This is a genomic window from Mesorhizobium sp. M0618, from assembly GCF_040320765.1.
Lineage (GTDB): Bacteria > Pseudomonadota > Alphaproteobacteria > Rhizobiales > Rhizobiaceae > Mesorhizobium.
Map to the genome: position 1 here is coordinate 25,577 of NZ_JAMYQH010000019.1, position 25,098 is coordinate 50,674.

Here is a 25,098-nt window from a genome sequence, read left to right on the forward strand (position 1 = left end):
GCAAGAACACCGGCGGGTTTCGCCCGCGCTTTTCCTTTGCTACGCTGTGCACTGCGCCAGGTGGTGGTGGAAGGCGCAATCGCCAGAGCTATTCTCTCGGAGACATCCCCATGATCATCCTCGGCATTCTCCTTTGCATCGCGGCCATCGGTATCATGTGCTGGTTGCTCTTAACGCTTGCTATCGTCGCCCTCCCGTTGTTCGTCGGCGTTAGCGCAAGCACTTGGGCATTCAATACCGGCGCCGGCTGGCTTGGCGCGATCCTTGTCGGCATCCTCGCAGCCGGGCTGACGCTCGGCGTCGGCCAAATTCTCCTCGGCGTTATCAGCGTCATGTGGGCGAAGCTGGCGATCGCGCTGGTCTTCGTCGCTCCCGCGATCGTTGCCGGCTACCATGCCACCCATGGCATCGCGAAGCACATGATGCCTTCGGAAACCTGGCAGATCGTCTTTTCCGTCATTGGCGCGACCGCCGTCGGCGTCACGGCATATCTGCGGGTCGTGGGCATGACAGCCGCCGACCAATCCGGCAGGGACGTGGTTCGAGCCTAGACCCGCGCGGGCGCGGCGGATGGACCAGACCGACGAAGGCCTAGCCTCCTTATTGTCGGTGGTTGGAGCAATCGGGCTACGTGCCAAGGATCGAAGGATTGGGCAATCCCGGTGCGGCCTCGTTTGTGGCCTTGGACTCTCTTCGGTCGATGCTGCAAGGCAGGTCCGACCAGTCGGTGGCAGGACGGCAGCGCGGCCGGTGGCGGCTGCGTTGCAGGTGCACCGGATCTGGTGCCTGGAATGCGTGGGCGATGCCAATGAAGCTCGTAGCGATCCGCTGGCGGCGCGTTGGACGCCAACGTCTCTGTTGCCAATCCGTCCCAAGAGCGCTCCAAACGGCCTCTTCAATGGGCTGATCTGCCCGAAGGACGGCTGAAGCCTCGACCGCCTGAGCCGCAACGACGCATCTCGACTTTCTTCCCCTGCCGGCTCCCACCCCATGCGGCAAGCGCATGGGGACCCCGAGCGCCGCCATTCCTCGCGAGACAAGAAAGTCGTTCTTGCGCCGTCCTCCGCGTTGCTCCGGTCGCAGGCGATGCGTCGTCGGTCGCCATCCGGCCAACCGATCGCCATCGAGGCCGCATGGTGCGGGCTCGGGAACAGAAAACGGAGACTTACAATGGCTACCATCGGCACCTTCAAGAAGACCGCCTCGAACGAGTTCACCGGCGAAATCGTCACCCTCAGCGTCCAGGCCAAGAACGTGCGCATCGTCCCAGACACACGCGCCACTGGCGAGAACGCTCCCAGCCACCGGGTGCTGGTCGGCCGCGCCGAGATCGGCGCCGCATGGTCGAAGACCTCCAACGAGGGCCGCGACTACCTGGGCCTCAAGCTCGACGATCCGAGCTTCAACGCCCCGATCTACGCCAACCTCTTCGACGACGAGGAAGGTGAGGGTTTCTCGCTCATCTGGTCCCGCCCGAACGCGCGGCGGGGTGACTGAGGACCCGCGCAGGCCCCGGCCGGAAGGCCGGGGCCTTCTTCCGCGGCCGTCCGGTTCGGTTCTCCCAAGCCGAGAGCGATGCCGAAACCGCATCGCCCGATGCTGATCAACCATCCTCCGCTGGCAAAATTGCTTCTATAAAATGCAGGCTCACTCTGTGAAGACGAGGCAAGCGATGATCGAGCCGTTTGACGAAACCGCGCCGACCAGTGACGAACTCACCGAATACGATCGGGAACACGTCAAGCTCTATATGCGCCTGCTTGACGCCGCCGACGACGGCGCGGACTGGCGCGAGGTGGTCGAAATCCTCTTCGGCATTGATCTGACGAAGGAGCCACAACGCGCCCGGCGCATCCACGACAGCCATCTGGCGCGAGCGCGCTGGATGGCGCGTGCAGGCTACCGTCATCTCTTGCGTCGACCCGGCAACTAGCACCACAGCGCCTGTGGTTCGCGGGTGATGCCGAAGTGGCATCACCCGATGCCCGGCAAGGGTCTTCCGCCAATCGCTACAACCCGGAATCGTTTGGAGGCGGGGTCTACGCGTTGTTTGCGAGGAGCTCTTGGATGAGGCCGGATACGTCGCACTGGCGAGACAATGCCAGCTATGATTATTTCGATACATTACCCGTCGAAGGGCTCGCCTGGGAATGTCTGCGGCGTCACGAACCCTATCAACGGCACTACCAAGCGCTCCTGACCACAAGAGCCGAAAAAGCACCCTTCCACCCTGAGACACAGCGGCTGTGGGGGTTACGATTTCCCGGCCAGGCCGGATTTGTCCGCCTTGGCGCAAGACGTTTTCTGGTCGCCTGACGTCGATCCAGCTGTGGTTTCTCTCGTGCCGGCGCCGGAATTCTTGTCTTCCTTGCGATCGGCGCCTTTGACCGGCCTGGGCGTGGTCCACGACAGCCCCGAAGGACGTCACATTGTCCACAGTGCAGGTGTCGCGACCCAACTTCTCCTTCTGCCCGGCAGTGACCCGCACGGCCACCTGGCGGCGCTGATCCCATTGGATGCAGAGACGTTGGGACGGATCGAAGCACTCACCCGCTTCTGGCGTTCCTTGCAGGGGCGCCCCACACCTTCGGACACGCGGATGACCCCGCAGCAGCGCCGCCGCTTTCGACTGATGATACAAGCCGCTGACGGCCACTCGAATGGCGCGAGCTACCGCGACATTGCCGTCGCGCTTTACGGGTCTAAGCGCGTCGCTGCCGATCCTTGGAAAACCTCCGCGCTGCGCGACGCGGTGATCGGCCTCGTCGAAGGCGCCACCGCCATGATTGGCGGCGGCTATTTGCAGATCCTGCGTCATCGCCGCCGATCGTAGCGGTTGCGACACGGGAGAGGGGGTGGGATTTCAGCCCCCCTCAACTTCCCCATCCCTTGCGAAACCCATTCTCCGCCACCGTGGTCGCCGTCCACCGCTGAACGCCAGCGGCTGCCCAAAACCCCACGGAGGTCCGACCCATGCGACCCGATATCGCCGTTTTGCCGCCGCGCTTCCTGCGCACCAAGGAAGCCGCGGATTTCCTCAGCCTGTCCGCCCGTACGCTCGAAAAGCACCGGACCTATGGCACTGGTCCTTCCTACCGCAAGCTCGGCGGCCGTGTCGTCTATGCCGTCGACGATCTTCAGGCTTGGGCCGAACGCGGCGCTGTCACCTCTACATCCGATCCGCGTGGGTTGGTCCTGCCCGCCAAGCGTCACACACCGACGCCGCCGGCGCATGGCGGACGATACGCACGCTGACCGCGCGCGGATTTCCAATGGTGGCGCGAAACCAATCCCTTTCGGAGCGCGGGCAGCTCAACCTGTTCCGAGCGCTGCCTGGCGACTTCGCCCCACGAGACGCGCAGGATCTCATGGCCTATCCGTTCTTCTCCCTTTCCAAGACGCATCGCATCGCCCCGATCGATTTTGCGGCCGGCAACGTCACGATCCGGGTCGAGGCCGTACCCGATCACGGCATGGCGACCATCTGGGACGCCGACATCCTGATCTGGGCCGCCAGCCAGATCGTCGAGGCGCGTGACACCGGGCTTCGCACCTCGCGGCTGATGGCCGCCACGCCCTATGAGATTCTCACCTTCGTCGGCCGAGGCAAGAGCCTGCGCGACTATCAGCGCCTGAAGGCGGCGCTTGATCGGCTGCAGTCGACCACCGTCTCGACGACAATTCGTCAGCCCGCCGAGGGCCGGCGTCACCGCTTCTCATGGATCAATGAGTGGCAGGAGCGCATCGACCGCCATGGCAAACCCGCGGGGATCGAGTTGATCGTCCCCGACTGGTTCTACCAGGCGGTCCTCGATGATGCGCTCGTGCTGACGATTGATCGCGCCTATTTCGACCTCACTGGCGGGCTGGATCGCTGGCTCTATCGGCTTGTACGCAAGCATGGCGGACGCCAGCGCGATGGCTGGCGCTTCGACTTCCGCCACCTTCACCAGAAATCCGGCAGCCTGTCGCCCTACAAGCGCTTTGCCTTCGAGTTGCGCGACATCATCCGCCGCCAGCCGCTGCCCGGCTACAAGCTTGCGCTAGAAGTGGAGATTGGCGGCCGGGTACTGCTGGCCTTCGAGCGGATCGGCTCCTTTGGAAGGCCTGTGGACGGCGTCGTGCTATCAGGAACCGGACCTATCGTGCCATCGGGAACCGCAGGCTCGTGCTATCGGGAACCGAAACAGGCTCTAACCTCCAGAACGCAAAGCCGAAATCGCGCCCCTAACTTAGAATCTAACCCAGATTCTAACCTTGAAGCGCGCGTGCGTGGTGTTCAGAGGCTCGTACGGCGAGCCAGCGACGCACTCAGCGTAACCACCAACAAGACCCCGAACATGTCAACGGTTTCTGGCGGTCGCAACACGGCAACCAACGCTTCCGAAGCTCCGACTCCGCCTCTTGATCCGCGCTCGGGAAGCACCCGATGATCGTCGCACTCCGCAATCAAAAGAGCCGTGTCGGCAAGGCAACTTTGACCCTGCTTCTCGCCGGTGAATTGATCTGCAAGGGAAATCAGTTCGCGACGTTCGTCGTGCGCCCGACCACCGATATGACGCCGCAGGTGCGCGACCGCATCGCCGCTTTCCAGCACAACGTCACCGTCGCCGACATGCTGCGCGCGAGCCTCGCGCGCGAATTTCCCACCACATCAGGAGAACCGAAATGACTGGCATCGCGGCTCCCCGCATGCGCGGCGCGTTCCCGGCCACGCACCACCCCTCCGACAATCTCGTCCATGTCGAACTGACCTGGGTCGAGAAGAGACAAGAGAACTGGATACGGTTCGGCACCCACGCCCACGAACAGATCGTTGATCGTCGCCGACGCATCCTGTCTTATCGCCCCGGTACGGTCTTCGCGTTCGTTCGCTGGGCCGCGAACGACTTCGGAACGATCATCTCACGCATCGACATCGTGCGTGCGGTCGCACGTGGCGAAGCCTATCAGACACTGCCCTTCGTGCGCCCCGGCGGCGACATCCTTCTGAAGGTCGAGAGTTGGCCCAAGGTCGAACGCGTGCTGCAGGCGATCGACGCCATCCAGCGCCTCGACATCGAGCCTGAGTTGGTGTCGCCCGATCATTGGCGGCACATCCACAACCGGATAACCGCCGGCCACGCGCCGCGCAGCTACACGCTCGACCAACATCGTGCCTTCCTGCTGCGCAAGAGGACCGAGCCGTGACGCGCGCCGGGATCATCCTCGCTAGCGTTTTCGCAACCATGGGCATCGGCTATCCCGGCCTCACTTCGATGCCCACGAAGCTCATCTGGAATGCGTCAGCTAGCGCACCGATCGGCTTCTACACGATCGACTTCCACGGACCGTTCGGGGTCACCGATCTTGTGGCCGTGGACGCCCCCGCGCCGCTCGCGGCGTTCCTCGCTGACCGCGGCTATCTGCCGAGGGGCGTGCCAATCTTGAAGCGCATCCTTGGCGTTTCCGGGCAGCGTGTCTGTCGCTCGAACCTCACCATCACTGTCGATGCTATCGAGGCGGGCATGGCGTTGAAGCGTGATCGGGCCGGCCGTGATCTGCCGGTTTGGCAAGGTTGCCGCCGCATCGCGAGCGGCGAAGTCTTCCTGATGAACCGGCAGGTCCCCGACAGCCTCGACGGACGTTACTTCGGCCTCATCTCCACAGCCCAGATCATCGGTCGCGCGGTCCCGTTGTGGACCGACGAGGGGAAAAACGGCCGCTTCGAATGGCGCGCGTCAACGCGGTGAGCGCGCGACCGGCGGCGCGCGTCGGGCCGCCAGGCATCATCACCGCACCACCGAAAACAGGAGCCAGACATGCAACAGATAGGGGAATTCACGCGCCAGAAGACTGGCTATAGCGGGCGCATCCACACGCTCAGCCTCAACCTGGATATCGCCATTGTGGCGGCAGAGGCGAGCGAAACGGAGAATGCGCCTGACTACCGCGTTCACGCCGGAAGCGAGGACGGCCCCGAGATCGGCGCCGGCTGGAAACGCTCCAGCGAAAAGGCCGGAGACTATGTCTCGATCCAGCTCGACGACCCGACCTTCGCGCAGCCTATACGCGCGAACCTCTTTCGCAATGGCGACGACAAGACGTCCTGGTCGCTGCACTGGGCGCGACCGCGCGACCGCAGCGAGAAGGATTGAACGATGCGCGCTCGCCGTCCGTCGACGAGCCATCGCGGTGCGCCCGGGCAGCTTCGCGCTGCCCGGCGCATGGCTCTGCTCCTCCTTTGCGGCCTGTCCGTTGCGACCGTCATGCCGGCGGCGACCTTGGCGCAGGAAACACCTCTCACACGATCGTCGCAGCGCGACCCTTTCGGCACGCACATCAGCGAAGCCTCGCACCGCTTCGGCGTTCCGACCGCGTTGATACGCGCCATCATGCGCAAGGAGAGTGCGGGTGATGTGCGCGCCGTGTCCAGCGCAGGCGCCCGCGGCTTGATGCAAATCATGCCCGGCACATGGGATGATCTGCGTGCCCGCTGGTCGCTCGGCCACGATCCGTTCGATGCCCGGGACAATATCCTGGCAGGAACGGCGTACCTGCGCGCACTGCATGATCGCTTCGGCTCACCGGGGTTTCTGGCCGCCTACAACGCAGGACCTGCACGCTACCAAGCCTACCTCACTGGGCGTCCGTTACCGGCCGAGACCCGCGCCTATGTCGCAGCACTCGCCCCCCTGATCGGTGAAAGCGAGGGTATGCGCCCTTTCGCCGTTACGTCTGTCGAGGCCATTCCCTGGAAGCGCGGCTCGCTCTTCGTCGGTCAGCCGGATCGCATACAGGCTGTCGCTCTCGTGCCGGCCGAGCGACCACCAACTGACGCGAACTCTGCACCCACTGTGCGCGATGTCTCCGCCATCGTGCCGCTGTCCGAAGGCCTCTTCGTGGCGCGAGCCGGCGAAAGGATCCAGCCATGAGCGCGCATGGGCGTTTTCGCGCAACCGCAAGCTCCAACGCACCGTGGCGTGAATGGAGGCGCAAGGTGGGCAGAACAACCGGAAGATGGCGAGATAAAAGGCCGCGAGGTGCGGCGTCGGTCGGTTGTTTTGTTTCAAGAGGTTATGCAGCATTTCCGCGAGGTACGAACATCTGGCGCACCGCGCCAGAACCCTGTTTTCGCTGTGATTTCCGTGTCTTGACACGATGTGCGGATCTTCGCCATGAACGGTGAGGATGGTTTCCGAATCCGGCCCGGCCGCATCCGCTCGCCCAGCGCACAGCGCGCCAGGCCTTTCATCGCGCAGGCACTTGCCGCCGCCCAGAAGGCCGGCGCCCGCATCTCTCGCACCGGCCTGATCAGTCCGGGCAATCGCTCGACCTTCGGGCGTGGCCGCACGGCGAGCGTGCGCGCCAATCGTCTCCTCACCGGCCGCTCGCGAGCCGTCATCATCAAGACGCGGCTGGTGCGTCATTACGCGCGCGCAGCGCCGCTTGCCGCCCATCTCACCTATCTTCGCCGCGAGGGCGTCACCCGTGACGGGGAGAAGGCAAGGCTGTTCGGGCCGGAAGGCGGGGAGGTGGATGGCGGTGCTTTCGCCGCGCGGTGCGGCGATGATCGGCACCACTTCCGCTTCATCGTCTCGCCCGAAGATGCCGTCGACATGGCGGATCTCAAATCCTTCGCCCGCGATCTGATGGGGCAGATGGAAAAGGACCTCGGCACGAAGCTCGATTGGGCGGGCATCGATCACTGGAACACCGACAACCCTCACCTTCATATCATCCTGCGCGGCCACACTTATGACGGGCAGGATCTTGTGATCTCCCGCGATTACATCAAGGAAGGGATGCGCGCCCGTGCCGCCGATCTCGTTACCCAGGAGCTCGGCCCGCGCGCCGATCTCGACATCTATCGCAATCTGCAGCGCCAGGTCGAAGCCGAACGCTGGACCCAGCTTGACCGGCAACTTGTTCGCGATGGCCGCGACACCGGCGTTGTCGATCTTGCGTCCCTGGCGAACGCTCAGCCCGACGAGTATCACGTGCTGAAGGTCGGGCGGGTGCGCAAGCTCGAAACCCTTGGCCTTGCCGAACAGGTCGGCCCAGGCCAATGGATGATCGACGAAAAGGCCGAGGCGACGCTGCGCGAGCTTGGCGAACGCGGCGACATCATCAAGCGGATGCACCGCGCCTTGACAGAACAGGGCATCGAGCGCGGATCGGCGAATTATGTGCTGGCGGCGGAGCTCCTCGACACGCCGATCGTCGGTCGGCTGGTCGACCGCGGCCTCGATGATGAGCTGAAGGGCAGCGCCTACGCCGTGGTCGATGGCACCGACGGTCGCACCCATCACATCAAGCTGTCCGATCTCGACGCAGCCGGCGACAGCGCCCCGGGTTCGATGGTTGAGCTGCGCAAGTTCCATGACGCGCAGGGACATGGGCGCGCAGCACTCGCTGTCCGTTCCGATCTCGATATTGAGCAGCAGGTTACCGCCGCCGGCGCGACCTGGCTTGACCGTCAGAATATTGCCCGCGAACCGATTGCGCTGTCGGAATCCGGTTTCGGCGCCGAGGTACGGCAGGCAATGGAGCGCCGTACCGACCACCTCGTCCAACAGGGCCTCGGCGAGCGGCATGGCCAACGCACAACCTTCACCCGCAGCCTGATCGACACGCTGCGTCGCCGCGAACTGGAGGCGCTCGGCGAAAAGCTCTCGGCCGAAACCGGCCAGCCTTTCAACCGCGCCCGCGGCGGCGAATACGTCGCCGGTTCCTACCGGCAGCGCTTCACGCTCGCGTCGGGCCGCTTCGCCATGATCGATGACGGCCTCGGTTTCCAACTGGTGCCCTGGACGCCGTCTCTCGAAAAACATCTTGGCCGCCACGTCTCTGGCGTCGCTCGCAACGACGACGGCATCGACTGGAATTTTGGCCGCAAGCGAGGCCTCGGCCTCTAACCTCATGTTGAAGAAAGGACCGCTTCTATGTCCGCCACCAAGATACTCTGGGGCCAGATCCTCGCGGTCTTGATGATTGTGCTGATCACCACCTGGAGCGCGACGCAATGGGTGGCCTGGCGCCTGGCGTTCCAGCCCGAGCTCGGCAGGCCATGGTTCCATGTCCTGGGTTTTCCCTTTTACCTTCCGCCGTCCTTCTTCTGGTGGTGGTATGGCTTCGATGCCTACGCGCCGTCGATCTTCGTGGAGGGAGCCTTTATCGCGGCTTCCGGCGGTTTCGCCTGCGTCGCCGTCGCCATAGGCATGTCGGTATGGCGGGCACGCGAGGCCAAGAAGGTCGAGACCTACGGTTCGGCCCGCTGGGCCAACAAGCAGGAAATCAAGGCAACTGGGCTTCTTGGGTCAGATGGAGTGGTGCTTGGGCGATATGACGGCGCCTATCTGCGCCACGACGGACCAGAGCACGTGCTGTGCTTCGCGCCCACACGTTCGGGCAAGGGCGTCGGCCTTGTCGTCCCGTCACTGCTGACCTGGCCAAACTCCGCAGTCGTCCATGACATCAAAGGCGAGAACTGGCAGCTCACCGCGGGCTTCCGCGCCAGGCATGGCCGTGTCCTGTTGTTCGATCCCACCAATCCGAAATCCTCATCCTACAACCCGCTGCTCGAGGTGCGCCGCGGCGAATGGGAAGTCCGTGACGTTCAAAACATCGCCGACATCCTGGTCGATCCCGAAGGCTCGCTCGAGAGGCGAAACCATTGGGAGAAAACCAGCCATGCTCTGCTGGTCGGCGCGATCTTGCATGTCCTTTACGCCGAGCAGGACAAGACGCTTGCCGGCGTCGCCGGCTTTCTTTCCGATCCGAAGCGTCCGATCGAATCGACGCTGTCCGCGATGATGAAAACGGCGCATCTGGATGAAGCCGGTCCGCATCCGGTCATCGCCAGCGCCGCGCGGGAGCTCTTGAACAAATCCGACAACGAGCGGTCCGGGGTTTTGTCCACCGCTATGTCTTTCCTTGGCCTCTATCGCGATCCCGTCGTGGCCGAGGTCACCCGCCGCTGCGACTGGCGCATCACCGATCTTGTCGACGACAAGCATCCAACGACACTCTACCTCGTCGTGCCGCCGTCCGACATCAACCGGACCAAGCCGCTTATTCGCCTGATCCTCAATCAGATCGGTCGCCGCCTTACTGAAGATCTGCAGGTGAGGGCGCAAGGGCACCGGCTGCTCCTGATGCTCGACGAGTTCCCGGCGCTTGGCCGTCTCGACTTCTTCGAGTCGGCGCTCGCCTTCATGGCCGGCTACGGCCTGAAAAGCTTCCTGATTGCTCAATCCCTCAATCAGATCGAGAGGGCGTACGGCGCCAACAACTCGATCCTCGACAACTGCCACGTCCGGGTAAGCTTCGCCACCAATGATGAGCGCACCGCCAAGCGCGTGTCCGACGCGCTGGGAACAGCGACCGAGATGAGGGCCATGAGGAACTATGCTGGCCACCGGCTGTCGCCCTGGCTCGGTCATCTCATGGTCTCCCGCTCCGAGACGGCTCGCCCGCTGCTCACGCCTGGTGAAGTGATGCAACTGCCGTCCACCGACGAGATCGTCATGGTTTCGGGGGCGCCGCCGATCCGCGCCAAAAAGGCGCGCTATCATGAGGATGCTCGCTTCCGGGAGCGTATCCTGCCGCCCCCGGTGCTGACGGCGGCGGAAGAGGGGAGGCCCGACGACTGGACGAAACTGCCTTTGCCTTCCCGTCCGCAGATTGCTGAAGCAACGTCGGCGCCGTCGGCCACAGATGACGACACAACTGATTCCGAGCGTCGTCGGCAACCCGAGCTCAGTCGCGTTGAGCAGGTCGTGAAGTCTTCGACCGAGAACGAGTTCGAGATCGATCACCTCGACGAAGCCGACGAAGACAATGTTGCCCGCAACCGTCGATTGACACGCCTGATGCAGGGCATTGCGCGACAGGTGTCGCTCGACCCCGGCGACGGCGTGGATATGTGAGGCTGCCATGGTAAAGCCACCCCGCAAACAACGCCTGTCCGTCTATCTCGATCCGAAGGTCATGAGCAGGCTGGCCGAACACGCGGCGCGAAGAGATTTTTCACGATCACTCGTTGCCGAGGCGGCCATCGACTCGTTCCTCTCACCCGATGCCGCCGAGCGACAGGAGGCGGCGATCACCAAGCGGCTTGACCAGTTCGATCGCCGTATGACACGCCAGGAGCGCGATGTCGCGATTGCTGTGGAGACGCTCGCTGTTTTCGTCCGCTTCTGGCTGGCGACAACACCGGCTTTGCCCGAGCCCGCGGCGCAGGCGGCCCACGCCAAGGCTGGCGAGCGCTATGATGCCTTCGTCACCGCACTCGGCCGGCGCCTGGCGAAAGGTCCAAAGCTCCGACAGGAAATCTCCGAGGACATCGATGGCGGCCTGGACACACACCAGCCCGGCACGCCCGCGCGCTAAATGGACTGGCGGACCGAAATTTTGCAAGCATCGATATATCAAATATATCAAAGCGTTGGAACGATATGTTGTCATAGAACGCGCGTTGCCAACCCGTCGAGTTTGGCAGATGAGAACCAGACAGCCGCAGGGTGGGGTCGCTTATACGGGAGCCATGTTGGGCGCGAAATCCGAAAATTGAAGATCCGTGATTACATGAGGGACCACCCTTCATGAGCTTCTATGATCACCTGGAAAAAACAGCCGTCTGAGCCGAACCAGTTATTTTCAGTGGCTAGGCGGTGTCAGGATTTTTCGTTGAAAATTATAGTCTGTATGCTATAAGGCAAAGGGCGAATGAGAAACCAAAAGCCCACGGTATGGATGGGGTCGTCGAAGGACGACTTGCGCGAGTTTCCGGTCGATGTTCGCCGGTTGATGGGTGTCGCAATCAACGACGCCCAGAATGGTGAGGAGCACCCGGCTGTCAAAGCCCTGAAAGGGTTTGGGGGCCGCAGCATCCTTGAGGTGGTCGACGACTTCGACGGAGATACCTACCGCGCCGTCTACACCGTCCGTTTCGCTGGTGTGATCTACGTGCTTCATTGCTTCCAGAAGAAGTCGAAGAAGGGCAGGGAGACGCCCAAGCACGAAATCGATCTCGTGACAGTGCGATTGAAGGCGGCCGAGGCGCACTACCGCGAAAACCATGGGAAAGGAACAAAGTCATGACAGAAGACATCACCGCCGAAGTGAGCAGCGGCAATGTGTTTGCGGACCTCGGCTTCGACAATCCCGAAGAGGAATTGCTCAAGGCCAAGCTGGCCCGCGAGATCCGCGCCATTATCAAGCGCCGGCGCCTGACCCAGGCGAAGTCGGCTGAACTGCTCGGAATGAAGCAGCCCGACGTCTCCGCGATCGCCACAGGGCGAACGGGTAAGTTTTCAATAGACAGGCTGGTTCGCTGTCTGGACCGGCTCGACTACAAGGTCGACGTGGTGGTTCGCCACAAGACTCGACGGTCAACTCGTGCTGAAGCCGCTTGATCAGACGGCTTTGCCGGCGAGCGGAAGGCGCCACCGCAACCAGGACGGTAGGATTAGCGAAAAGCACGGGAACACGAAGGTGGACACCCTTCGTCAGACTTACGGCGACAATTTCGCAGTTGGGCTTCGCAGCGACTCGAAGCTATCGACGGTGTTGCAGCGCGCCACCGTCGGCTCTCTAAGCCCCGGACCCAAGGCGCGCGTTTAGATCTCAATCCAAGCGTAGGTGGCGCCAAAGATCCCGAGCGTCAGAGCAATAAACCAAGCCCATCCCTTCAACGAGGCGCGCACGTCTTCAGGCTTTGCGCCTTTTTCGTTGTGGTAGTCGTCCATAATGAGGCTCCATGTTTTCGATCTTGGGTTCGGTACAAAATCAAGAGACGCTGGGCAACCCTCCTAGCTGTCGCAGCGGATTCGCGTTTGTACGGCGTGATATGCGCAGTCTAATACGTGGATTACGGGTCCCGGCCTGTCGAGGACCATAGAGATAATCGCCGTACCTAAAGCAGAACTAATAATCGCCGCCTTGCGCCGTTTACGTCGGCACCGCCAATCTCCTGTATTTGCACGCTACGCCACTACGCCTCGACATAGGTGTTGAAACCACTCGAGATACGGCTCTCTTAATCATCCCCGTCCAGGGGCCGCCGATGTTCCCCCGGATCGAAACGGGGACAGGATGGCAGCTTCGCCTCACAATTCAGAAGGTCTGGCTCGCGGCGCACGCATGTTGCGCACAGCGCTCGGACCCGCGATCGCGCGCTATCTCGACGACGCCGGCATCGTCGAGGTGATGCTCAATCCCGATGGGCGTTTGTGGATCGATCGCCTGTCCGAGGGATTGTCCGACACAGGAGAGCGTTTGTCGGCGGCGGACGGCGAACGCATCGTCCGCCTCGTCGCTCATCATGTCGGCGCCGAAGTCCATGCCGGCGCCCCACGCGTCTCGGCCGAGCTGCCCGAGACGGGGGAGCGCTTCGAGGGGCTCCTTCCTCCTGTTGTCGCAGCGCCCGCCTTCGCGATCCGTAAGCCCGCCGTCGCCATCTTCACCCTTGAGGACTATGTCGCGGCCGGGATTATGTCGGTGTGCCAAGCGGACACGCTGCGCCAGGGCGTTGCCAACCGCGCGAACATTCTCGTTGCAGGCGGCACATCCACGGGCAAGACCACGCTGATCAACGCGCTGCTCGCTGAAGTGGCCAAGACCGCTGATCGCATCGTCATCATCGAGGATACGCGCGAACTGCAATGCGCCGCACCCAATCTCGTGGCGATGCGCACCAAAGATGGCGTCGCGTCGCTCTCGGATCTCGTTCGTTCATCGCTGCGCCTGCGCCCCGACCGCATTCCAGTCGGCGAAGTGCGCGGAACCGAGGCGCTCGAGTTGCTCAAGGCCTGGGGCACCGGCCACCCCGGCGGCCTCGGCACGATCCACGCCGGCAGCGCCATTGGCGCGCTCCGGCGGATGGAGCAGCTCATCCAGGAAGCCGTCGTCACGGTTCCACGCGCGCTGATCGCCGAGACAATCGACCTGGTTGCCGTCCTTTCCGGCCGCGGCTCCGCGCGCCGGCTGTCTGAACTCGCCCGTGTCGATGGCCTGCGCCCGGACGGTGATTACCGGGTCGCGCCGGCCGTCCTCGCGAGCGGCGACAGCCCGACCTTGCTTTTCCAAAGCCCTGAAGGAGAAAGTCCATGATCCAACGCCTGCGCCTCGCGCGCCATCGTCTCGCCATGACCGTTTCCGTTGCCACGATTTCGCTGGTGATGGCCGCGCCCGCTCATGCCTCCGGTTCGTCGATGCCGTGGGAACAGCCACTGCAACAGATCCTCCAGTCGATCGAAGGCCCGGTCGCCAAGATCATGGCGGTGATCATCATCATCGTCACCGGTCTGACGCTCGCCTTCGGCGACACGTCGGGCGGATTCCGCCGACTCATCCAGATCGTGTTCGGCCTGTCCATCGCTTTCGCTGCGTCGAGCTTCTTCCTGTCGTTCTTCTCGTTCGGCGGCGGAGCGCTGATCTGATGGCGGGCTCGGTCGAACAGAGCGGGTCAATGCCGGACTACGCAGTGCCGGGTTATGCGGTCCTCGTGCACCGGGCGCTGACTGAGCCGATCCTGCTCGGTGGCGCCCCGCGCGCCATCGCCATCATGAACGGGACGCTCGCGGGCGCCGTGGGGCTGGGGCTGCGTCTGTGGCTCGTCGGCATCGCCATCTGGGCGATCGGCCATGTCGCCGCCGTCTGGGCCGCCAAGCGCGATCCGCTTTTCGTCGACGTCGTTCGCCGGCATTTGCGCATCCCAGCGCATCTCACTGTTTGAGCGAGGTCGCACCGATGATGAACCTTGCCGAATATCGCAACCGTAGCAGCCGGCTCGCCGACTTCCTGCCTTGGGTGGCATTGGTCGGCGCCGGCGTCGTCCTCAACAAGGACGGCAGCTTCCAGCGCACCGCGCGCTTTCGCGGTCCTGATCTCGACAGCGCCGTTCCGGCCGAACTGGTCGCCGTCGCCGGCCGGCTCAACAATGCCTTCCGCCGTCTCGGCTCCGGTTGGGCGATCTTCGTCGAAGCGCAGCGCCATGCCTCGACCCGCTATCCCGACAGCCGCTTTCCGGATGCAGCCTCCACGCTGGTCGATGCCGAGCGAAAGGCGGGCTTCGAGGAGGCCGGCGCGCATTTCGAGTCCAGCTACTTCCTGACGCTCACCTATCTTGCGCCCGCCGAAGACACTGCGCGCGCGGAAAGCTGGCTCTACGAAGGGCGCGAGAAGAAGGGGCTGGACCCCAATGAGGTACTGACCGGGTTCGCCGATCGCAGCGACCGCGTCCTGCGCCTTGTCGAAGCCTTCATGCCGGAGTGCCGCTGGCTCGATGACGCCGAGACGCTGACCTATCTGCATAGTTGCGTCTCGACCAATCGCCACCGTGTCCGCGTTCCCGAAACGCCGATGTATCTCGATGCCATGTTGGCCGATCAGCCGCTGACCGGCGGGCTAGAGCCGCGGCTTGGCGCGTCGCATCTGCGCATTCTCACGGTCACGGGGTTCCCGACTGCGACCACGCCGGGTCTGCTGGACGAACTGAACCGGCTGGCCTTCCCGTATCGCTGGTCGACCCGCGCCATCCTGCTGGACAAGACCGATGCGACCAGGCTGCTGACAAGGATCCGGCGTCAATGGTTCGCCAAGCGCAAATCGGTCGCGGCGATCCTCAAGGAGGTGATGACCAACGAGGCGTCCGTCCTCGTCGACACCGACGCCGCAAACAAGGCCGCCGATGCCGACATGGCGCTGCAGGAACTCGGCGCCGACTACGCCGGCATGGCCTATGTCACCGCGACGGTGACGGTGTGGGACGATGATCCCGGCATCGCCGACGAAAAACTGCGCCGGGTCGAAAAGGTCATTCAGGGCCGCGATTTCACGGCGATCATCGAAACCATCAACGCCGTCGACGCGTGGCTCGGCAGCCTGCCGGGTCATGTCTACGCCAACGTCCGTCAACCTCCCATCTCCACGCTTAATCTCGCCCACATCATTCCGCTTTCCGCGGTGTGGGCGGGGCCGGAACGGGACGAGCATTTTGCAGCGCCCCCTCTGCTCTTCGGCAAGACCGAAGGCTCGACCCCGTTCCGGCTTTCGCTTCACGTCGGTGACGTCGGCCATACGCTGATCGTCGGCCCGACCGGCGCGGGCAAGTCCGTGCTCTTGGCGCTGATGGCGCTGCAGTTCCGCCGCTATCCAGGATCGCAGGTTTTCGCCTTCGATTTCGGCGGTTCGATCCGCGCGGCCGCACTCGCCATGGGCGGCGACTGGCATGATCTCGGCGGCGATCTCAGCGATGGGGCGATCGACAGCGTCAGCCTTCAGCCGTTCGCCCGCATACACAATGTCCCCGAGCGCGCCTGGGCTGCCGACTGGATCGTGGCGATCCTGAGGCGCGAGGGTTTGACGATCACGCCTGAGATCAAGGAGCATATCTGGACGGCGTTGACCTCACTGGCGTCCGCGCCTGTCGAGGAGCGCACCATCACCGGTCTGGTCGTGCTGCTGCAATCAAATGATCTCAAGCAGGCATTGCGCCCCTATTGCGTCGGGGGTCCCTACGGCCGGTTACTCGATGCCGAGCGCGAACATCTCGGATCGGCGTCGGTCCAGGCATTCGAAACCGAAGGGCTGATCGGAACGGGTGCTGCGCCCGCGGTCCTGTCCTATCTCTTCCATCGCATCGAGGACCGGCTCGATGGCTCGCCAACCCTCCTCATCATCGACGAAGGCTGGCTTGCGCTGGACGATGAGGGCTTTGCCGGACAGCTCCGCGAATGGCTGAAGACGCTGCGCAAGAAGAACGCCAGCGTCATCTTCGCCACGCAGTCGCTCAGCGACATCGATGGTTCGGCAATCGCGCCAGCGATCATCGAGAGCTGCCAGACCCGGCTTCTGCTGCCGAACGAGCGCGCCATCGAGCCGCAGATCACGGCGATCTATCGCCGCTTCGGCCTCAACGATCGGCAGATCGAGATTATCGCGCGGGCGATGCCGAAGCGCGATTATTACTGCCAGTCCCGTCGCGGCAACCGGCTGTTCGAGCTCGGTCTGTCGGATGTGGCACTCGCGCTTTGCGCTGTATCCGCAAAGACGGACCAGACCGCGATCTCCAGCATCGTCGCCGAGCATGGCCGCGACGGTTTCCTCGCTGCCTGGCTTAGCCACCGTGGCGTCGGCTGGGCCGCTGAACTCGTTCCCGCCCTAACCAGCCCCGCCCTCACCAACAAGGAGAAGTCCCCATGAAACAGCGCCGTTCCCTTGGCATGCGGTTCGCCGCCGCACTGCTTGTCGCGCCCGCCGCATTCTCGCCCTTCCTGACGACACCGGCACAGGCCTTGATCGTTTTCGATCCCTCGAACTATTCGCAGAACGTCCTGACGGCAGCGCGCTCACTCGAGCAGATCACCAACCAGATCACCTCGCTTCAGAACCAAGCACAGATGCTCATCAACCAGGCGCGCAATCTCGCAAGCCTGCCATTCTCCTCGCTGCAACAGCTCCATCAGTCCGTGCAGCGTACGCAGCAATTGCTCGGTCAAGCGCAGAACGTTGCCTATGACGTCCAGCAGATCGATCAGGCCTTCCAGCAGAAATACGGCAACGTCTCGCTGTCGGCCTCGGATCAGCAACTCATCGCCGACGCGCGCTCGCGCTGGGGCAACACGGTTGGTGGCTTTCAGGACGCCATGCGTGTGCAGGCGGGCGTCGTCGGCAACATCGACACCAATCGCAGTGAGATGTCGGAGCTGGTCGGCCAGAGCCAAGGTGCGACCGGCGCGCTCCAGGCAACGCAGGCCGGCAACCAGCTCCTCGCACTTCAGGCGCAGCAACTCGCCGATCTCACCGCTGTCGTCGCCGCGAACGGTCGGGCGCAGGCGTTGCAATCGGCCGAACAGGCCACCGCCGCCGAGCAGGGCAGGGAGCAGCGCCGCCGTTTCCTGACGCAGGGCTCGGGCTACCAGCCCGGCAGTGCGCAGATGTTCCATGGCAAGAACTAAGGTCCGCGCGATGGACGGGAAGATCCTCGCTCGCCTCGGCGCGGTCGTCTTGATCGCGGTCGCTTTAACAGTGACCGCAATCGAGATGAGCAGCAAGGACGATGAGCCTGACGCCGTTGCGACGCGGGACCGTTCCATCGCGCCACAAGACCCACTCGCGGCCGAATTGCGCCGCTGTTCCGGGATCGGCGAGGCCGGACCTCGCGATCCCGGCTGTCTGAAAGCATGGGCAGCCAGCCGGCGCCGGTTTCTCGGTCAACGTGACTCGGCAACCGCGCCTGCTCCGGTAGCGCCGACAACGCTTTTTCCGAATGTAGCGGCGCCAGCCAACCGGAAAGAAGGGGAGCGGACGGATGTGACCGCTCCTGAGATGCAGGTTGAGCCACCCCGGCCGGAGGCGCGCTGACATGGGCGGCATGGGCGTCATCGACCATTTCCTCGAAGTCTTCACGCGTTACATCGACAGCGGCTTCGGCTTGCTCGGCGGCGAAGTCGGCTTCATCGCCACGACCCTGATCGTCATAGACGTGACGCTGGCGGCGCTCTTCTGGTCCTGGGGGGCGGACGACGACATCATGGCGCGCCTCGTCAAGAAGACGCTGTTCGTCGGCGTCTTCGCCTATCTCATCTCCAACTGGAACAATCTCGCTCGCATCGTCTTCGAAAGCTTCGCCGGGCTTGGCCTGAAGGCCTCGGGAACGGGGTTTACCGTCAACGATCTCATGAGCCCGGGCAAGGTGGCGCAGACCGGGCTCGATGCCGGCCGGCCGTTGCTGGACTCGATCTCGAACCTGATGGGCTATTGGTCCTTCTTCGAGAACTTCATCCAGATCGCCTGCATGTTTTTTGCCTGGGCCCTGGTGCTGCTGGCCTTCTTCATCCTGGCAATCCAGCTTTTCGTCACCCTGATCGAGTTCAAGCTGACGACGCTCGCCGGTTTCGTGCTGATACCCTTCGGTCTGTTCGGCAAATCGGCCTTCATGGCCGAGCGCGTCCTCGGCAACGTCATCTCGTCCGGCATCAAGGTGCTCGTGCTCGCGGTCATCATCGGCATCGGCTCGACACTCTTCTCCGAGTTCACCGCAGGCTTCAGCGGCAACACGCCGTCGATCGACGACGCCATGGCGATCGTGCTGGCCGCGCTGTCGCTGCTCGGCCTTGGGATCTTTGGGCCGGGCATTGCCAACGGTCTCGTCTCCGGCGGCCCGCAGCTCGGCGCGGGCGCGGCGGTCGGCACCGGGCTCGCCGCTGGCGGCATGGCAGCAGTGGGTGCGGCGGCCGCCGGCGCAGTCGCTTCCGGCGGCGCCGCTGTCAGCGGCGGTGCTGCAGCAGCAGCTCGTGGTGGCGCCGCAACCGCGGGCAGGGCATCCACAGCCTACGGCCTTGGCGCCGCCGGACAGTCAGGCTTTCCCGGCGTCGCATCCGGGCTTGGTGGTGTCATCAGCGCCGGTGCCCAGGGTGCCATCTCACCGCTGAAGCGCACCGCCAACCATGCGGCAGCCAGCATGAGGCAGAGCTACCAGTCCGGCGCTCGCGCTGCCTTCGAGACGACGGGCGGATCCTCCACCGCCGGCACGATCGGCGCGAACGCTGGCGAAGCCGGCTCCGCGCCCGTCCCGTCCTCCGCCACCGAAAGTCAGCCCGCCTGGGCGAAGCGCATGAAGCGCTCGCAACAGATGACCCATGGCGTCCAGGCCGCCGCCCACGCCGTTCGCAGTGGCGACAGCCATGGCGGCGGCTCCTCAATCAACCTCTCTGAAAGAGACTGAGCATGTTCAAACGACCGTCCACGCACTACGGCAAATCCCCACAACCAGAGACGCCCTACCAACGCGCTGCCCAGGTCTGGGACGAGCGCATCGGTTCGGCTCGCGTGCAGGCGCGCAATTGGCGCGCCATGGCCTTCGGTTCCCTGGCGCTCGCCGCGGGGGTCTCCACAGCACTCATCTGGCAGTCCGCCAATGGTTCGATCGTGCCCTGGGTGGTGCAGGTCGATCGTCTCGGCCAGGCGCAGGCTGTGGGACCCGCGATCGGCGACTATCAGCCGAACGATCCGCAGATCGCCTTCTACCTGGCGCACTTCATCGAACAGGTGAGGTCGATTCCCGCCGATCCGGTCATCGTGCGGCAGAACTGGCTGCGCGCCTACGACTTCACGACGCAGGGCGGGGCGCTGGCTCTCAACGACTATGCGCGCGCCAATGACCCGTTCACCAAGGTCGGCAAGCAGCAGGTCGCCGTCGACGTGTCGTCGGTCATCCGCGCATCGCCGGTGAGCTTCCGAATCGCCTGGGTCGAACGCCGCTATCAGGACGGTTCCCTCGCTTCAACCGAGCGCTGGTCCGCCATTCTCACCATTGTCGTGCAGCCCCCGCGCGACGCCGACGCGCTGAGGAAGAACCCGCTCGGCATTTACATCAACGCCATCAATTGGTCGAAGGAGCTTGGACAATGACGCCCGCATCCTGCAATACCGCCCCCCGGCGGTGTCCGGCTTTCGTCATTTACGCAATGCCGGCGATCCGTAAGACAGCCTTTCCAGCACTTCTGCTTTTGACATCGGCGCTTGCGGGCTGTGCCACCAGGCAGAAACCGCCGGAGATTTCCTATGACGATCCGATCCCGGCCGTGCAGGCCGTCGATCCGCCCCCGCCCGTCAAGGTGGTGGAGCTGTCCAAGCCGCTGCCGCTTCCAGGCCAGTTGAAGCCGGTCGGCAAGGACACAAAGCCCGAGCCGGAACCGACCGATCCGACCGCGCGCGTGAACCTGGCCAACGCAGCAGCGCGCGTCCAGCCTGTCCGCAACGGCTTCATCAACTCGATGCAGGTCTATCCGTTTGTCGATGGCGCGCTCTATCAGGTCTATGCCTCGCCGGGGCAGATCACCGACATCGCGCTCCAGCCCGGCGAGCAGCTCGTCGGCTCCGGTCCCGTCGCCGCCGGTGACACCGTGCGCTGGATCATCGGCGATACCGAGAGCGGTACGGGCGGGGCCAAGCAAGTCCATATCCTCGTCAAGCCGACGCGCGCCGACCTTCTCACCAATCTCGTCATCAATACCGATCGGCGCACCTATCACATGGAACTGCGGTCAACACCGTCGACCTATATGGCATCGGTTTCCTGGCAATACCCGCAGGACCAGCTCATCGCCTTGCGCCGCCAGAACCAACAGGCTGAAGCTGCGCAGCCGGTCTCGACGGGCATCGATCTTTCTCGCGTCAATTTCCGTTACGAGGTGACTGGCGATCGCGCACCGTGGCGGCCGCTGCGCGCCTTCGACGATGGCAAGCAGGTGTTCATCGAGTTCCCGCGGGGCATCGGCCAGGGCGAGATGCCGCCACTCTTCGTGGTTGGGCCAGAAGGCGACACGTCCGAGCTGGTCAACTATCGCGTGCGCGGCAACTACATGATCGTCGACCGGCTGTTTGCCGCCGCCGAGTTGCGCTTCGGCGCCGGCAAGAACCAGCAGCGTATCCGCATCTCCCGCACCGATGGGGTAAGGAGCACTCGATTTTCCTGGATGCGTGGCCCTAGTGAGACCCCGCCAGCGACGTACCTCCGAACAGACAGGGGAGGGTCGTCATCATGAGCGACAAAATGGATCCCGGGAAGGAAGAAGGCCGGGGGCCAATAGATGACGCAGAAAGGGTGTGGCCAGCCGAAGATCACGCCCGTCCGTTGACAGGCGAGCCGGCTGCGGCCATGCGACTGCGCGCCGAGCCGCCGCGCGTAACACGTTTGTCCCGCAGGGCGCTGGCCGCACTGGGCCTCGCCACAAGCCTGACTGTCGGCGGCGCGCTGATTTATGCGCTGCAGAACCGTCAGCAAGGCCAGGGTCAGGAGCTCTATTCAACCGACAATCGTTCGACGCCCGATGGGCTTGCCGGCCTGCCAAAGGACTATGCGGGCGTCCCAAAGCTTGGCCCACCGCTTCCTGGCGATCTCGGCCGCCCGATCCTCAACGCGCGGAATGGCGGCCCAGCGCCAGCGACCGGACCCGTTGGACCGGACCCGGAGGAGCAGCGCCGGGAGCAGGAACTGGAAGCGGCGAGGACCGCGCGTCTGTTCGCGTCCACGCAAACGCGGCCTGCGGGTGAGGCGACGGCCGTTCAGTCTACAACAAGCACCCCGCCACAGCCCGACCTTTCCAGCCTTGGCCTTGCGCCGCAGCCTGCGACGCCGTCGGCGCAGGACCAGCAGCGCGCGTTCCTCGATCAGCCGCCGGACAAGCGCACCGTCTCGCCTGATCGCGTAGCGGCGCCGGCGTCGAAAAACGTCCTGCAGGCGGGCGCCGTCATTGCAGCCGCCCTCATCACGGGCATTCGCTCCGACCTGCCGGGTCAGATTACCGCGCAGGTGACAGAGAATGTCTATGACAGCCCCACCGGCCACATCCTTCTCATTCCGCAGGGGACGCGCCTCATCGGCCAGTATGACAATGGTGTCGGCTTCGGCCAGCGTCGCGTGTTGCTGGTCTGGACCAGGCTGATTTTTCCTAACGGCCGCTCCATCGTTCTGGAACGTGAGCCTGGCGCGGACGCCGAGGGCTATGCTGGCCTCGAGGACGGCGTCGACTATCATTGGGGCGAGCTCTTCAAGGCTGCAGCACTTTCCGCGGTTCTGAGCATCGGGGCGCAAGCCGGCTCATCGGGCCAGGAGAGCGACATCATGCGCGCTCTTCGCGAGGGCGCCTCGGACAGCATCAGCCAGACCGGCCAGCAGATCGTCCAGCGGCAGCTCAACATAGCGCCGACACTCACCATCCGACCGGGATACCCGGTGCGCGTCATCGTCACGCGCGATCTCGTGCTTGAACCTTATGGAGGCTGAAATGGCCAAGCTGAAACTGGGGCCAATTGCCGACGACAAACCCGTCAAGGTCATGGTGGAACTCCCAGCGGCACTGCACCGCGATCTGACCGCCTATGCCGAGATCCTCGGTCGCGAAGCGGGGCAACGGCAAGCCGATCCGCCGCGCCTCATCGTTGCAATGTTGGAGCGGTTCATTGCGACGGATCGAGGCTTCGCCAGGGCAAAGCGCTCGGAGGGTGGTTGAAGGCCGGACGACTTAAGTCGAACCGGGTCAGTCGCCCCCCGTTCATGGAGTGATTTCAATTTTCGCGCTTGACGGGGGAATGCCCGGGTCGCGTTGCGGCCACAAGGTTTCTTGCGGTCCCAACCAGCCGCAGAAGCGCACGCTTTGGGTTCGATTCCAGCCACACCGCCTTGATCGAACTGATGCTGTTCTCACCGTCGATGGGTTTCCACATTGTAGCGTCGATGGCGACGGTCCTGGCAAAACCTTCGCCCGCCAGGGTAACGCCTTGACCGAGTTGCACCTTGAGGATGACCGTCGCTTCGCTCGCGCGACATGTTTGAATAGCGGGGCCACCATCTGCGGCAATCTTTTCCAGCAAAACAGGATCCTGCGGCGATCCGACCGAAACCAGCAGACAAGTATCTGCAAGATCCCTCCATCTGATTGCCGGCCTTTCAGCGAGCGGATGGTCACCCGGCAAGAGAACGAACAAGCGCTCGTGCCCAAATAGCTCGCTGCGGCACAAGGCGCCATTCTCGAGCCCGTGCGTGAAGACGATGTCAAGGCGCCGGCGACGTATTGCCGCCAGACACTGTTCATGGGGAACGTCCTCGATGGCGACGCTCACGTCCGGATGTAAGCTGCGAAATCGATCGACAAGCCGCGCCACGAACGCCCGACCCATCTGGCCGCACAACCCTACCTTGACTGTTTTGGCATCATGGTCGACGCGACCACCTCCGGCCAGGGCATCGTGCAAGCCTTCATAATGAGCCCGGACGAGGTCAGTCCAGGCCCGGCCTGCTTCGGTCAGCCGAACACCATGGACGTCACGATCAAACAACTGCACGTCCAGCAATTGTTCGAGAGCAACGATGTTGCGGCTGACACAGGATTCCCTCACTCTGAGAACTCTTGCGGCCTGCCTGAGGCTACCATGGTCGACAGCTGCGAAGACATGGTCCAAACGGCGCAACGTGTTGTTGACCTGTCTCAAGGCTCAGGGCCTATTCCTGCGCGGCGGCGACGCTAGGCGGCAGGGTTGGATACAAGCTGGTTTCGTAGACGTACTCGAGCGGAATGGCCGGAGTTGCCATCTGGGAAAGGTACCGGTTCAGGTTTTCCTCGCTATTGCTCGCCGCGAGGCTACAGAAGTTTCCGCTGTTCCACGTCAGGGCGCAGTAGCTGAAATGCGCGCGTATTGCGTGAGCCATCTCCGCCAAAGTCACCTCATTGCCGAACATCGTGTCCAGAACGAGGGTCTGCTTTTTCTCGATTTCGTCTGGGGGAAAATAGCGCGCCTTGAAGCCAAAATCCTTCTGGTATTCGCGACGTCTGTAGTCCGGCTCCTCGGTTGCCGGAACTTCTCGACGAAGACGAAGATACCGTCCTGCTTGAGGTGCTGGGTCACGAACTCGATCTGGCTTGCTCTGTTGGGCGAGTACATCTGGAAGGTCGTATCTTCGAGAATAATATCGAACCCGGGAGCGAAATTTGCCAGTCGCGGATCCGAGCCCAGGACGTCCTTGGTCAATTTGTGGAAGGGGCCGATGAAGAAGTCGGCGTGCGGCGGCTCGCCATAGGCCATGAAGCATTTGTAATTCTCCGCGTTCGGGCTGCACGACAGTGAGCGTACCTGTCCATCGGACAGTTCCGACAAAGTTCTTGCCATCGTGCCTTCCGCTGTTCCAAGGCTGTATAGCGCAAGCGGAGCGCCACGCTGCCGTGCGTATTTCAGCACTGCGTAGGCCATCCGGCACTCCTCTTCCAATCTGTAAGGAATGCTGCCGTGATAGTGCTGGTCAAAAAAACCTTGGCGGGCCGCGTGCAGGGCAACCAGGCCGCGCAGCAGTTCATCGCTCGGCAGAAGGCGGGCGTCCGCGACGGGCTTGCGGATTGGCATCCCGCTCTTGCCAGCGGCGGTCGCGGCGAAAAAGCCAGCTAGTCCGTTGATCCGTGGGCCATGGTCGCACTCAGCCAGAAAGTCGTCGAGTCCACGCATCGCAGTATGCCTCCAGCACCGTTCCATTGGTGAGATGCCGATACGTCGATGGGGGAAATTCCACTAAAATAAGTGGGGTCTGATATTTCGCCGGGCTCAAGTATTGGCTGGGGC

Annotated in this window: 30 protein-coding genes and 1 pseudogene; 28 read left to right on the forward strand and 3 right to left on the reverse strand. The window is 63.4% G+C overall.

All coding sequences use genetic code 11. The features are described 5' to 3' along the window. Positions 1-110 precede the first annotated feature (110 nt). The 17 genes from NKJ04_RS20190 (at position 111) to NKJ04_RS20270 (ending at position 12,398) form a co-directional block, all read left to right on the forward strand. Complete coding sequence (locus tag NKJ04_RS20190; RefSeq protein WP_352677185.1) at positions 111-551, forward strand: hypothetical protein; 441 nt, start codon at positions 111-113, stop codon at positions 549-551. A 619-nt stretch (positions 552-1,170) separates the two neighbouring features. Further along, positions 1,171-1,497, forward strand: coding sequence for a DUF736 domain-containing protein (locus tag NKJ04_RS20195; RefSeq protein WP_352677186.1), 327 nt, complete (start codon positions 1,171-1,173; stop codon positions 1,495-1,497). 175 nt (positions 1,498-1,672) lie between these two features. Next, entirely contained in the window at positions 1,673-1,933 is a 261-nt protein-coding gene (locus NKJ04_RS20200) for a DNA -binding domain-containing protein (RefSeq protein ID WP_023715497.1), read from the forward strand. A gap of 134 nt (positions 1,934-2,067) precedes the next feature. Further along, positions 2,068-2,316 carry a transcriptional regulator domain-containing protein gene (locus NKJ04_RS20205; protein WP_352677187.1) on the forward strand — a complete coding sequence of 83 codons (249 nt, stop codon included), beginning with the start codon at positions 2,068-2,070 and terminating at the stop codon, positions 2,314-2,316. Then, positions 2,288-2,833 carry a DUF2285 domain-containing protein gene (locus tag NKJ04_RS20210; protein ID WP_352677188.1) on the forward strand — a complete coding sequence of 182 codons (546 nt, stop codon included), beginning with the start codon at positions 2,288-2,290 and terminating at the stop codon, positions 2,831-2,833. The genes NKJ04_RS20205 and NKJ04_RS20210 overlap by 29 nt, the downstream gene beginning before the upstream one ends. Before the next feature lie 140 nt (positions 2,834-2,973). Continuing rightward, on the forward strand, positions 2,974-3,255 hold the full coding sequence (locus tag NKJ04_RS20215) for a helix-turn-helix transcriptional regulator (RefSeq protein WP_352677189.1): 282 nt from the start codon (positions 2,974-2,976) through the stop codon (positions 3,253-3,255). Positions 3,256-3,272: 17 nt separating this feature from the next. Next, entirely contained in the window at positions 3,273-4,433 is a 1,161-nt protein-coding gene (locus NKJ04_RS20220; RefSeq protein WP_352677190.1) for a replication initiator protein A, read from the forward strand. Continuing rightward, positions 4,430-4,672 carry a ParA family partition ATPase gene (locus tag NKJ04_RS20225; RefSeq protein WP_352677191.1) on the forward strand — a complete coding sequence of 81 codons (243 nt, stop codon included), beginning with the start codon at positions 4,430-4,432 and terminating at the stop codon, positions 4,670-4,672. Before NKJ04_RS20220 ends, NKJ04_RS20225 begins: the two co-directional genes overlap by 4 nt. Next, positions 4,669-5,190, forward strand: coding sequence for a DUF2840 domain-containing protein (locus NKJ04_RS20230; protein ID WP_352677192.1), 522 nt, complete (start codon positions 4,669-4,671; stop codon positions 5,188-5,190). The genes NKJ04_RS20225 and NKJ04_RS20230 overlap by 4 nt, the downstream gene beginning before the upstream one ends. Further along, a complete protein-coding gene (locus NKJ04_RS20235) occupies positions 5,187-5,732 on the forward strand; it encodes a S26 family signal peptidase (protein ID WP_352677193.1) in 546 nt (181 codons plus the stop codon). Before NKJ04_RS20230 ends, NKJ04_RS20235 begins: the two co-directional genes overlap by 4 nt. A 69-nt stretch (positions 5,733-5,801) precedes the next feature. After that, the gene (locus NKJ04_RS20240; RefSeq protein ID WP_352677194.1) at positions 5,802-6,137 is read left to right on the forward strand and encodes a DUF736 domain-containing protein; all 336 of its coding nucleotides are present in this window, start codon (positions 5,802-5,804) and stop codon (positions 6,135-6,137) included. Positions 6,138-6,140: 3 nt separating this feature from the next. Continuing rightward, the gene (locus NKJ04_RS20245) at positions 6,141-6,914 is read left to right on the forward strand and encodes a lytic transglycosylase domain-containing protein (RefSeq protein WP_352677195.1); all 774 of its coding nucleotides are present in this window, start codon (positions 6,141-6,143) and stop codon (positions 6,912-6,914) included. Positions 6,915-7,157: 243 nt separating this feature from the next. Beyond that, entirely contained in the window at positions 7,158-8,897 is a 1,740-nt protein-coding gene (locus tag NKJ04_RS20250) for a relaxase/mobilization nuclease domain-containing protein (protein WP_352677196.1), read from the forward strand. Between the two features lie 27 nt (positions 8,898-8,924). After that, complete coding sequence (locus NKJ04_RS20255; protein ID WP_352677197.1) at positions 8,925-10,910, forward strand: conjugal transfer protein TraG; 1,986 nt, start codon at positions 8,925-8,927, stop codon at positions 10,908-10,910. A gap of 7 nt (positions 10,911-10,917) precedes the next feature. Beyond that, positions 10,918-11,373, forward strand: coding sequence for a CopG family transcriptional regulator (locus NKJ04_RS20260; protein ID WP_352677198.1), 456 nt, complete (start codon positions 10,918-10,920; stop codon positions 11,371-11,373). A 363-nt stretch (positions 11,374-11,736) separates the two neighbouring features. Continuing rightward, positions 11,737-12,084 carry a type II toxin-antitoxin system RelE/ParE family toxin gene (locus NKJ04_RS20265; RefSeq protein ID WP_352677264.1) on the forward strand — a complete coding sequence of 116 codons (348 nt, stop codon included), beginning with the start codon at positions 11,737-11,739 and terminating at the stop codon, positions 12,082-12,084. Further along, on the forward strand, positions 12,081-12,398 hold the full coding sequence (locus tag NKJ04_RS20270) for a helix-turn-helix domain-containing protein (protein ID WP_023685975.1): 318 nt from the start codon (positions 12,081-12,083) through the stop codon (positions 12,396-12,398). The genes NKJ04_RS20265 and NKJ04_RS20270 overlap by 4 nt, the downstream gene beginning before the upstream one ends. 204 nt (positions 12,399-12,602) lie before the next feature. Here NKJ04_RS20270 and NKJ04_RS20275 read toward each other — a convergent pair whose 3' ends face one another. After that, positions 12,603-12,731, reverse strand: coding sequence for a hypothetical protein (locus NKJ04_RS20275; protein ID WP_352677199.1), 129 nt, complete (start codon positions 12,729-12,731; stop codon positions 12,603-12,605). A gap of 346 nt (positions 12,732-13,077) precedes the next feature. Between NKJ04_RS20275 and trbB the strand changes: the two genes are divergently transcribed. From trbB to NKJ04_RS20330, 11 genes are read left to right on the forward strand one after another with little or no spacing between them, the layout of a single operon-like run. After that, entirely contained in the window at positions 13,078-14,094 is a 1,017-nt protein-coding gene (trbB, locus tag NKJ04_RS20280; protein WP_352677200.1) for a P-type conjugative transfer ATPase TrbB, read from the forward strand. Next, the gene (locus tag NKJ04_RS20285; protein WP_352677201.1) at positions 14,091-14,423 is read left to right on the forward strand and encodes a TrbC/VirB2 family type IV secretion system protein; all 333 of its coding nucleotides are present in this window, start codon (positions 14,091-14,093) and stop codon (positions 14,421-14,423) included. The genes trbB and NKJ04_RS20285 overlap by 4 nt, the downstream gene beginning before the upstream one ends. A 29-nt stretch (positions 14,424-14,452) precedes the next feature. Further along, positions 14,453-14,719 carry a VirB3 family type IV secretion system protein gene (locus NKJ04_RS20290; protein ID WP_352639700.1) on the forward strand — a complete coding sequence of 89 codons (267 nt, stop codon included), beginning with the start codon at positions 14,453-14,455 and terminating at the stop codon, positions 14,717-14,719. 14 nt (positions 14,720-14,733) lie between these two features. Beyond that, a complete protein-coding gene (gene trbE, locus NKJ04_RS20295) occupies positions 14,734-17,187 on the forward strand; it encodes a conjugal transfer protein TrbE (RefSeq protein ID WP_352677265.1) in 2,454 nt (817 codons plus the stop codon). After that, the gene (trbJ, locus tag NKJ04_RS20300; RefSeq protein ID WP_352677202.1) at positions 17,184-17,942 is read left to right on the forward strand and encodes a P-type conjugative transfer protein TrbJ; all 759 of its coding nucleotides are present in this window, start codon (positions 17,184-17,186) and stop codon (positions 17,940-17,942) included. The genes trbE and trbJ overlap by 4 nt, the downstream gene beginning before the upstream one ends. A 10-nt stretch (positions 17,943-17,952) precedes the next feature. Then, on the forward strand, positions 17,953-18,348 hold the full coding sequence (gene trbK-alt, locus NKJ04_RS20305) for a putative entry exclusion protein TrbK-alt (RefSeq protein ID WP_352677203.1): 396 nt from the start codon (positions 17,953-17,955) through the stop codon (positions 18,346-18,348). A gap of 1 nt (position 18,349) precedes the next feature. Continuing rightward, positions 18,350-19,711, forward strand: coding sequence for a P-type conjugative transfer protein TrbL (gene trbL / locus NKJ04_RS20310; RefSeq protein ID WP_352677204.1), 1,362 nt, complete (start codon positions 18,350-18,352; stop codon positions 19,709-19,711). A 2-nt stretch (positions 19,712-19,713) separates the two neighbouring features. Continuing rightward, positions 19,714-20,397: a conjugal transfer protein TrbF gene (gene trbF, locus NKJ04_RS20315; protein WP_352677205.1), complete on the forward strand. Its 684-nt coding sequence runs from the start codon at positions 19,714-19,716 to the stop codon at positions 20,395-20,397. Next, positions 20,394-21,533 carry a P-type conjugative transfer protein TrbG gene (gene trbG, locus NKJ04_RS20320; protein WP_352677206.1) on the forward strand — a complete coding sequence of 380 codons (1,140 nt, stop codon included), beginning with the start codon at positions 20,394-20,396 and terminating at the stop codon, positions 21,531-21,533. The genes trbF and trbG overlap by 4 nt, the downstream gene beginning before the upstream one ends. Beyond that, positions 21,530-22,774 carry a TraB/TrbI/VirB10 family type IV secretion system protein gene (locus tag NKJ04_RS20325; RefSeq protein WP_352677207.1) on the forward strand — a complete coding sequence of 415 codons (1,245 nt, stop codon included), beginning with the start codon at positions 21,530-21,532 and terminating at the stop codon, positions 22,772-22,774. The genes trbG and NKJ04_RS20325 overlap by 4 nt, the downstream gene beginning before the upstream one ends. 1 nt (position 22,775) lies before the next feature. Further along, positions 22,776-23,000, forward strand: a complete 225-nt coding sequence (locus NKJ04_RS20330; protein WP_352677208.1) for a DUF2274 domain-containing protein — start codon at positions 22,776-22,778, stop codon at positions 22,998-23,000. Positions 23,001-23,055: 55 nt separating this feature from the next. On the opposite strand, the gene NKJ04_RS20335 is transcribed toward NKJ04_RS20330, so the two are convergent. Together NKJ04_RS20335 and NKJ04_RS20345 are read right to left on the reverse strand one after the other, a co-directional pair. After that, the gene (locus NKJ04_RS20335) at positions 23,056-23,979 is read right to left on the reverse strand and encodes a LysR family transcriptional regulator (protein WP_352677209.1); all 924 of its coding nucleotides are present in this window, start codon (positions 23,977-23,979) and stop codon (positions 23,056-23,058) included. Between the two features lie 10 nt (positions 23,980-23,989). After that, positions 23,990-24,984: pseudogene (locus NKJ04_RS20345) on the reverse strand (class I SAM-dependent methyltransferase). Positions 24,985-25,098 lie beyond the last annotated feature (114 nt).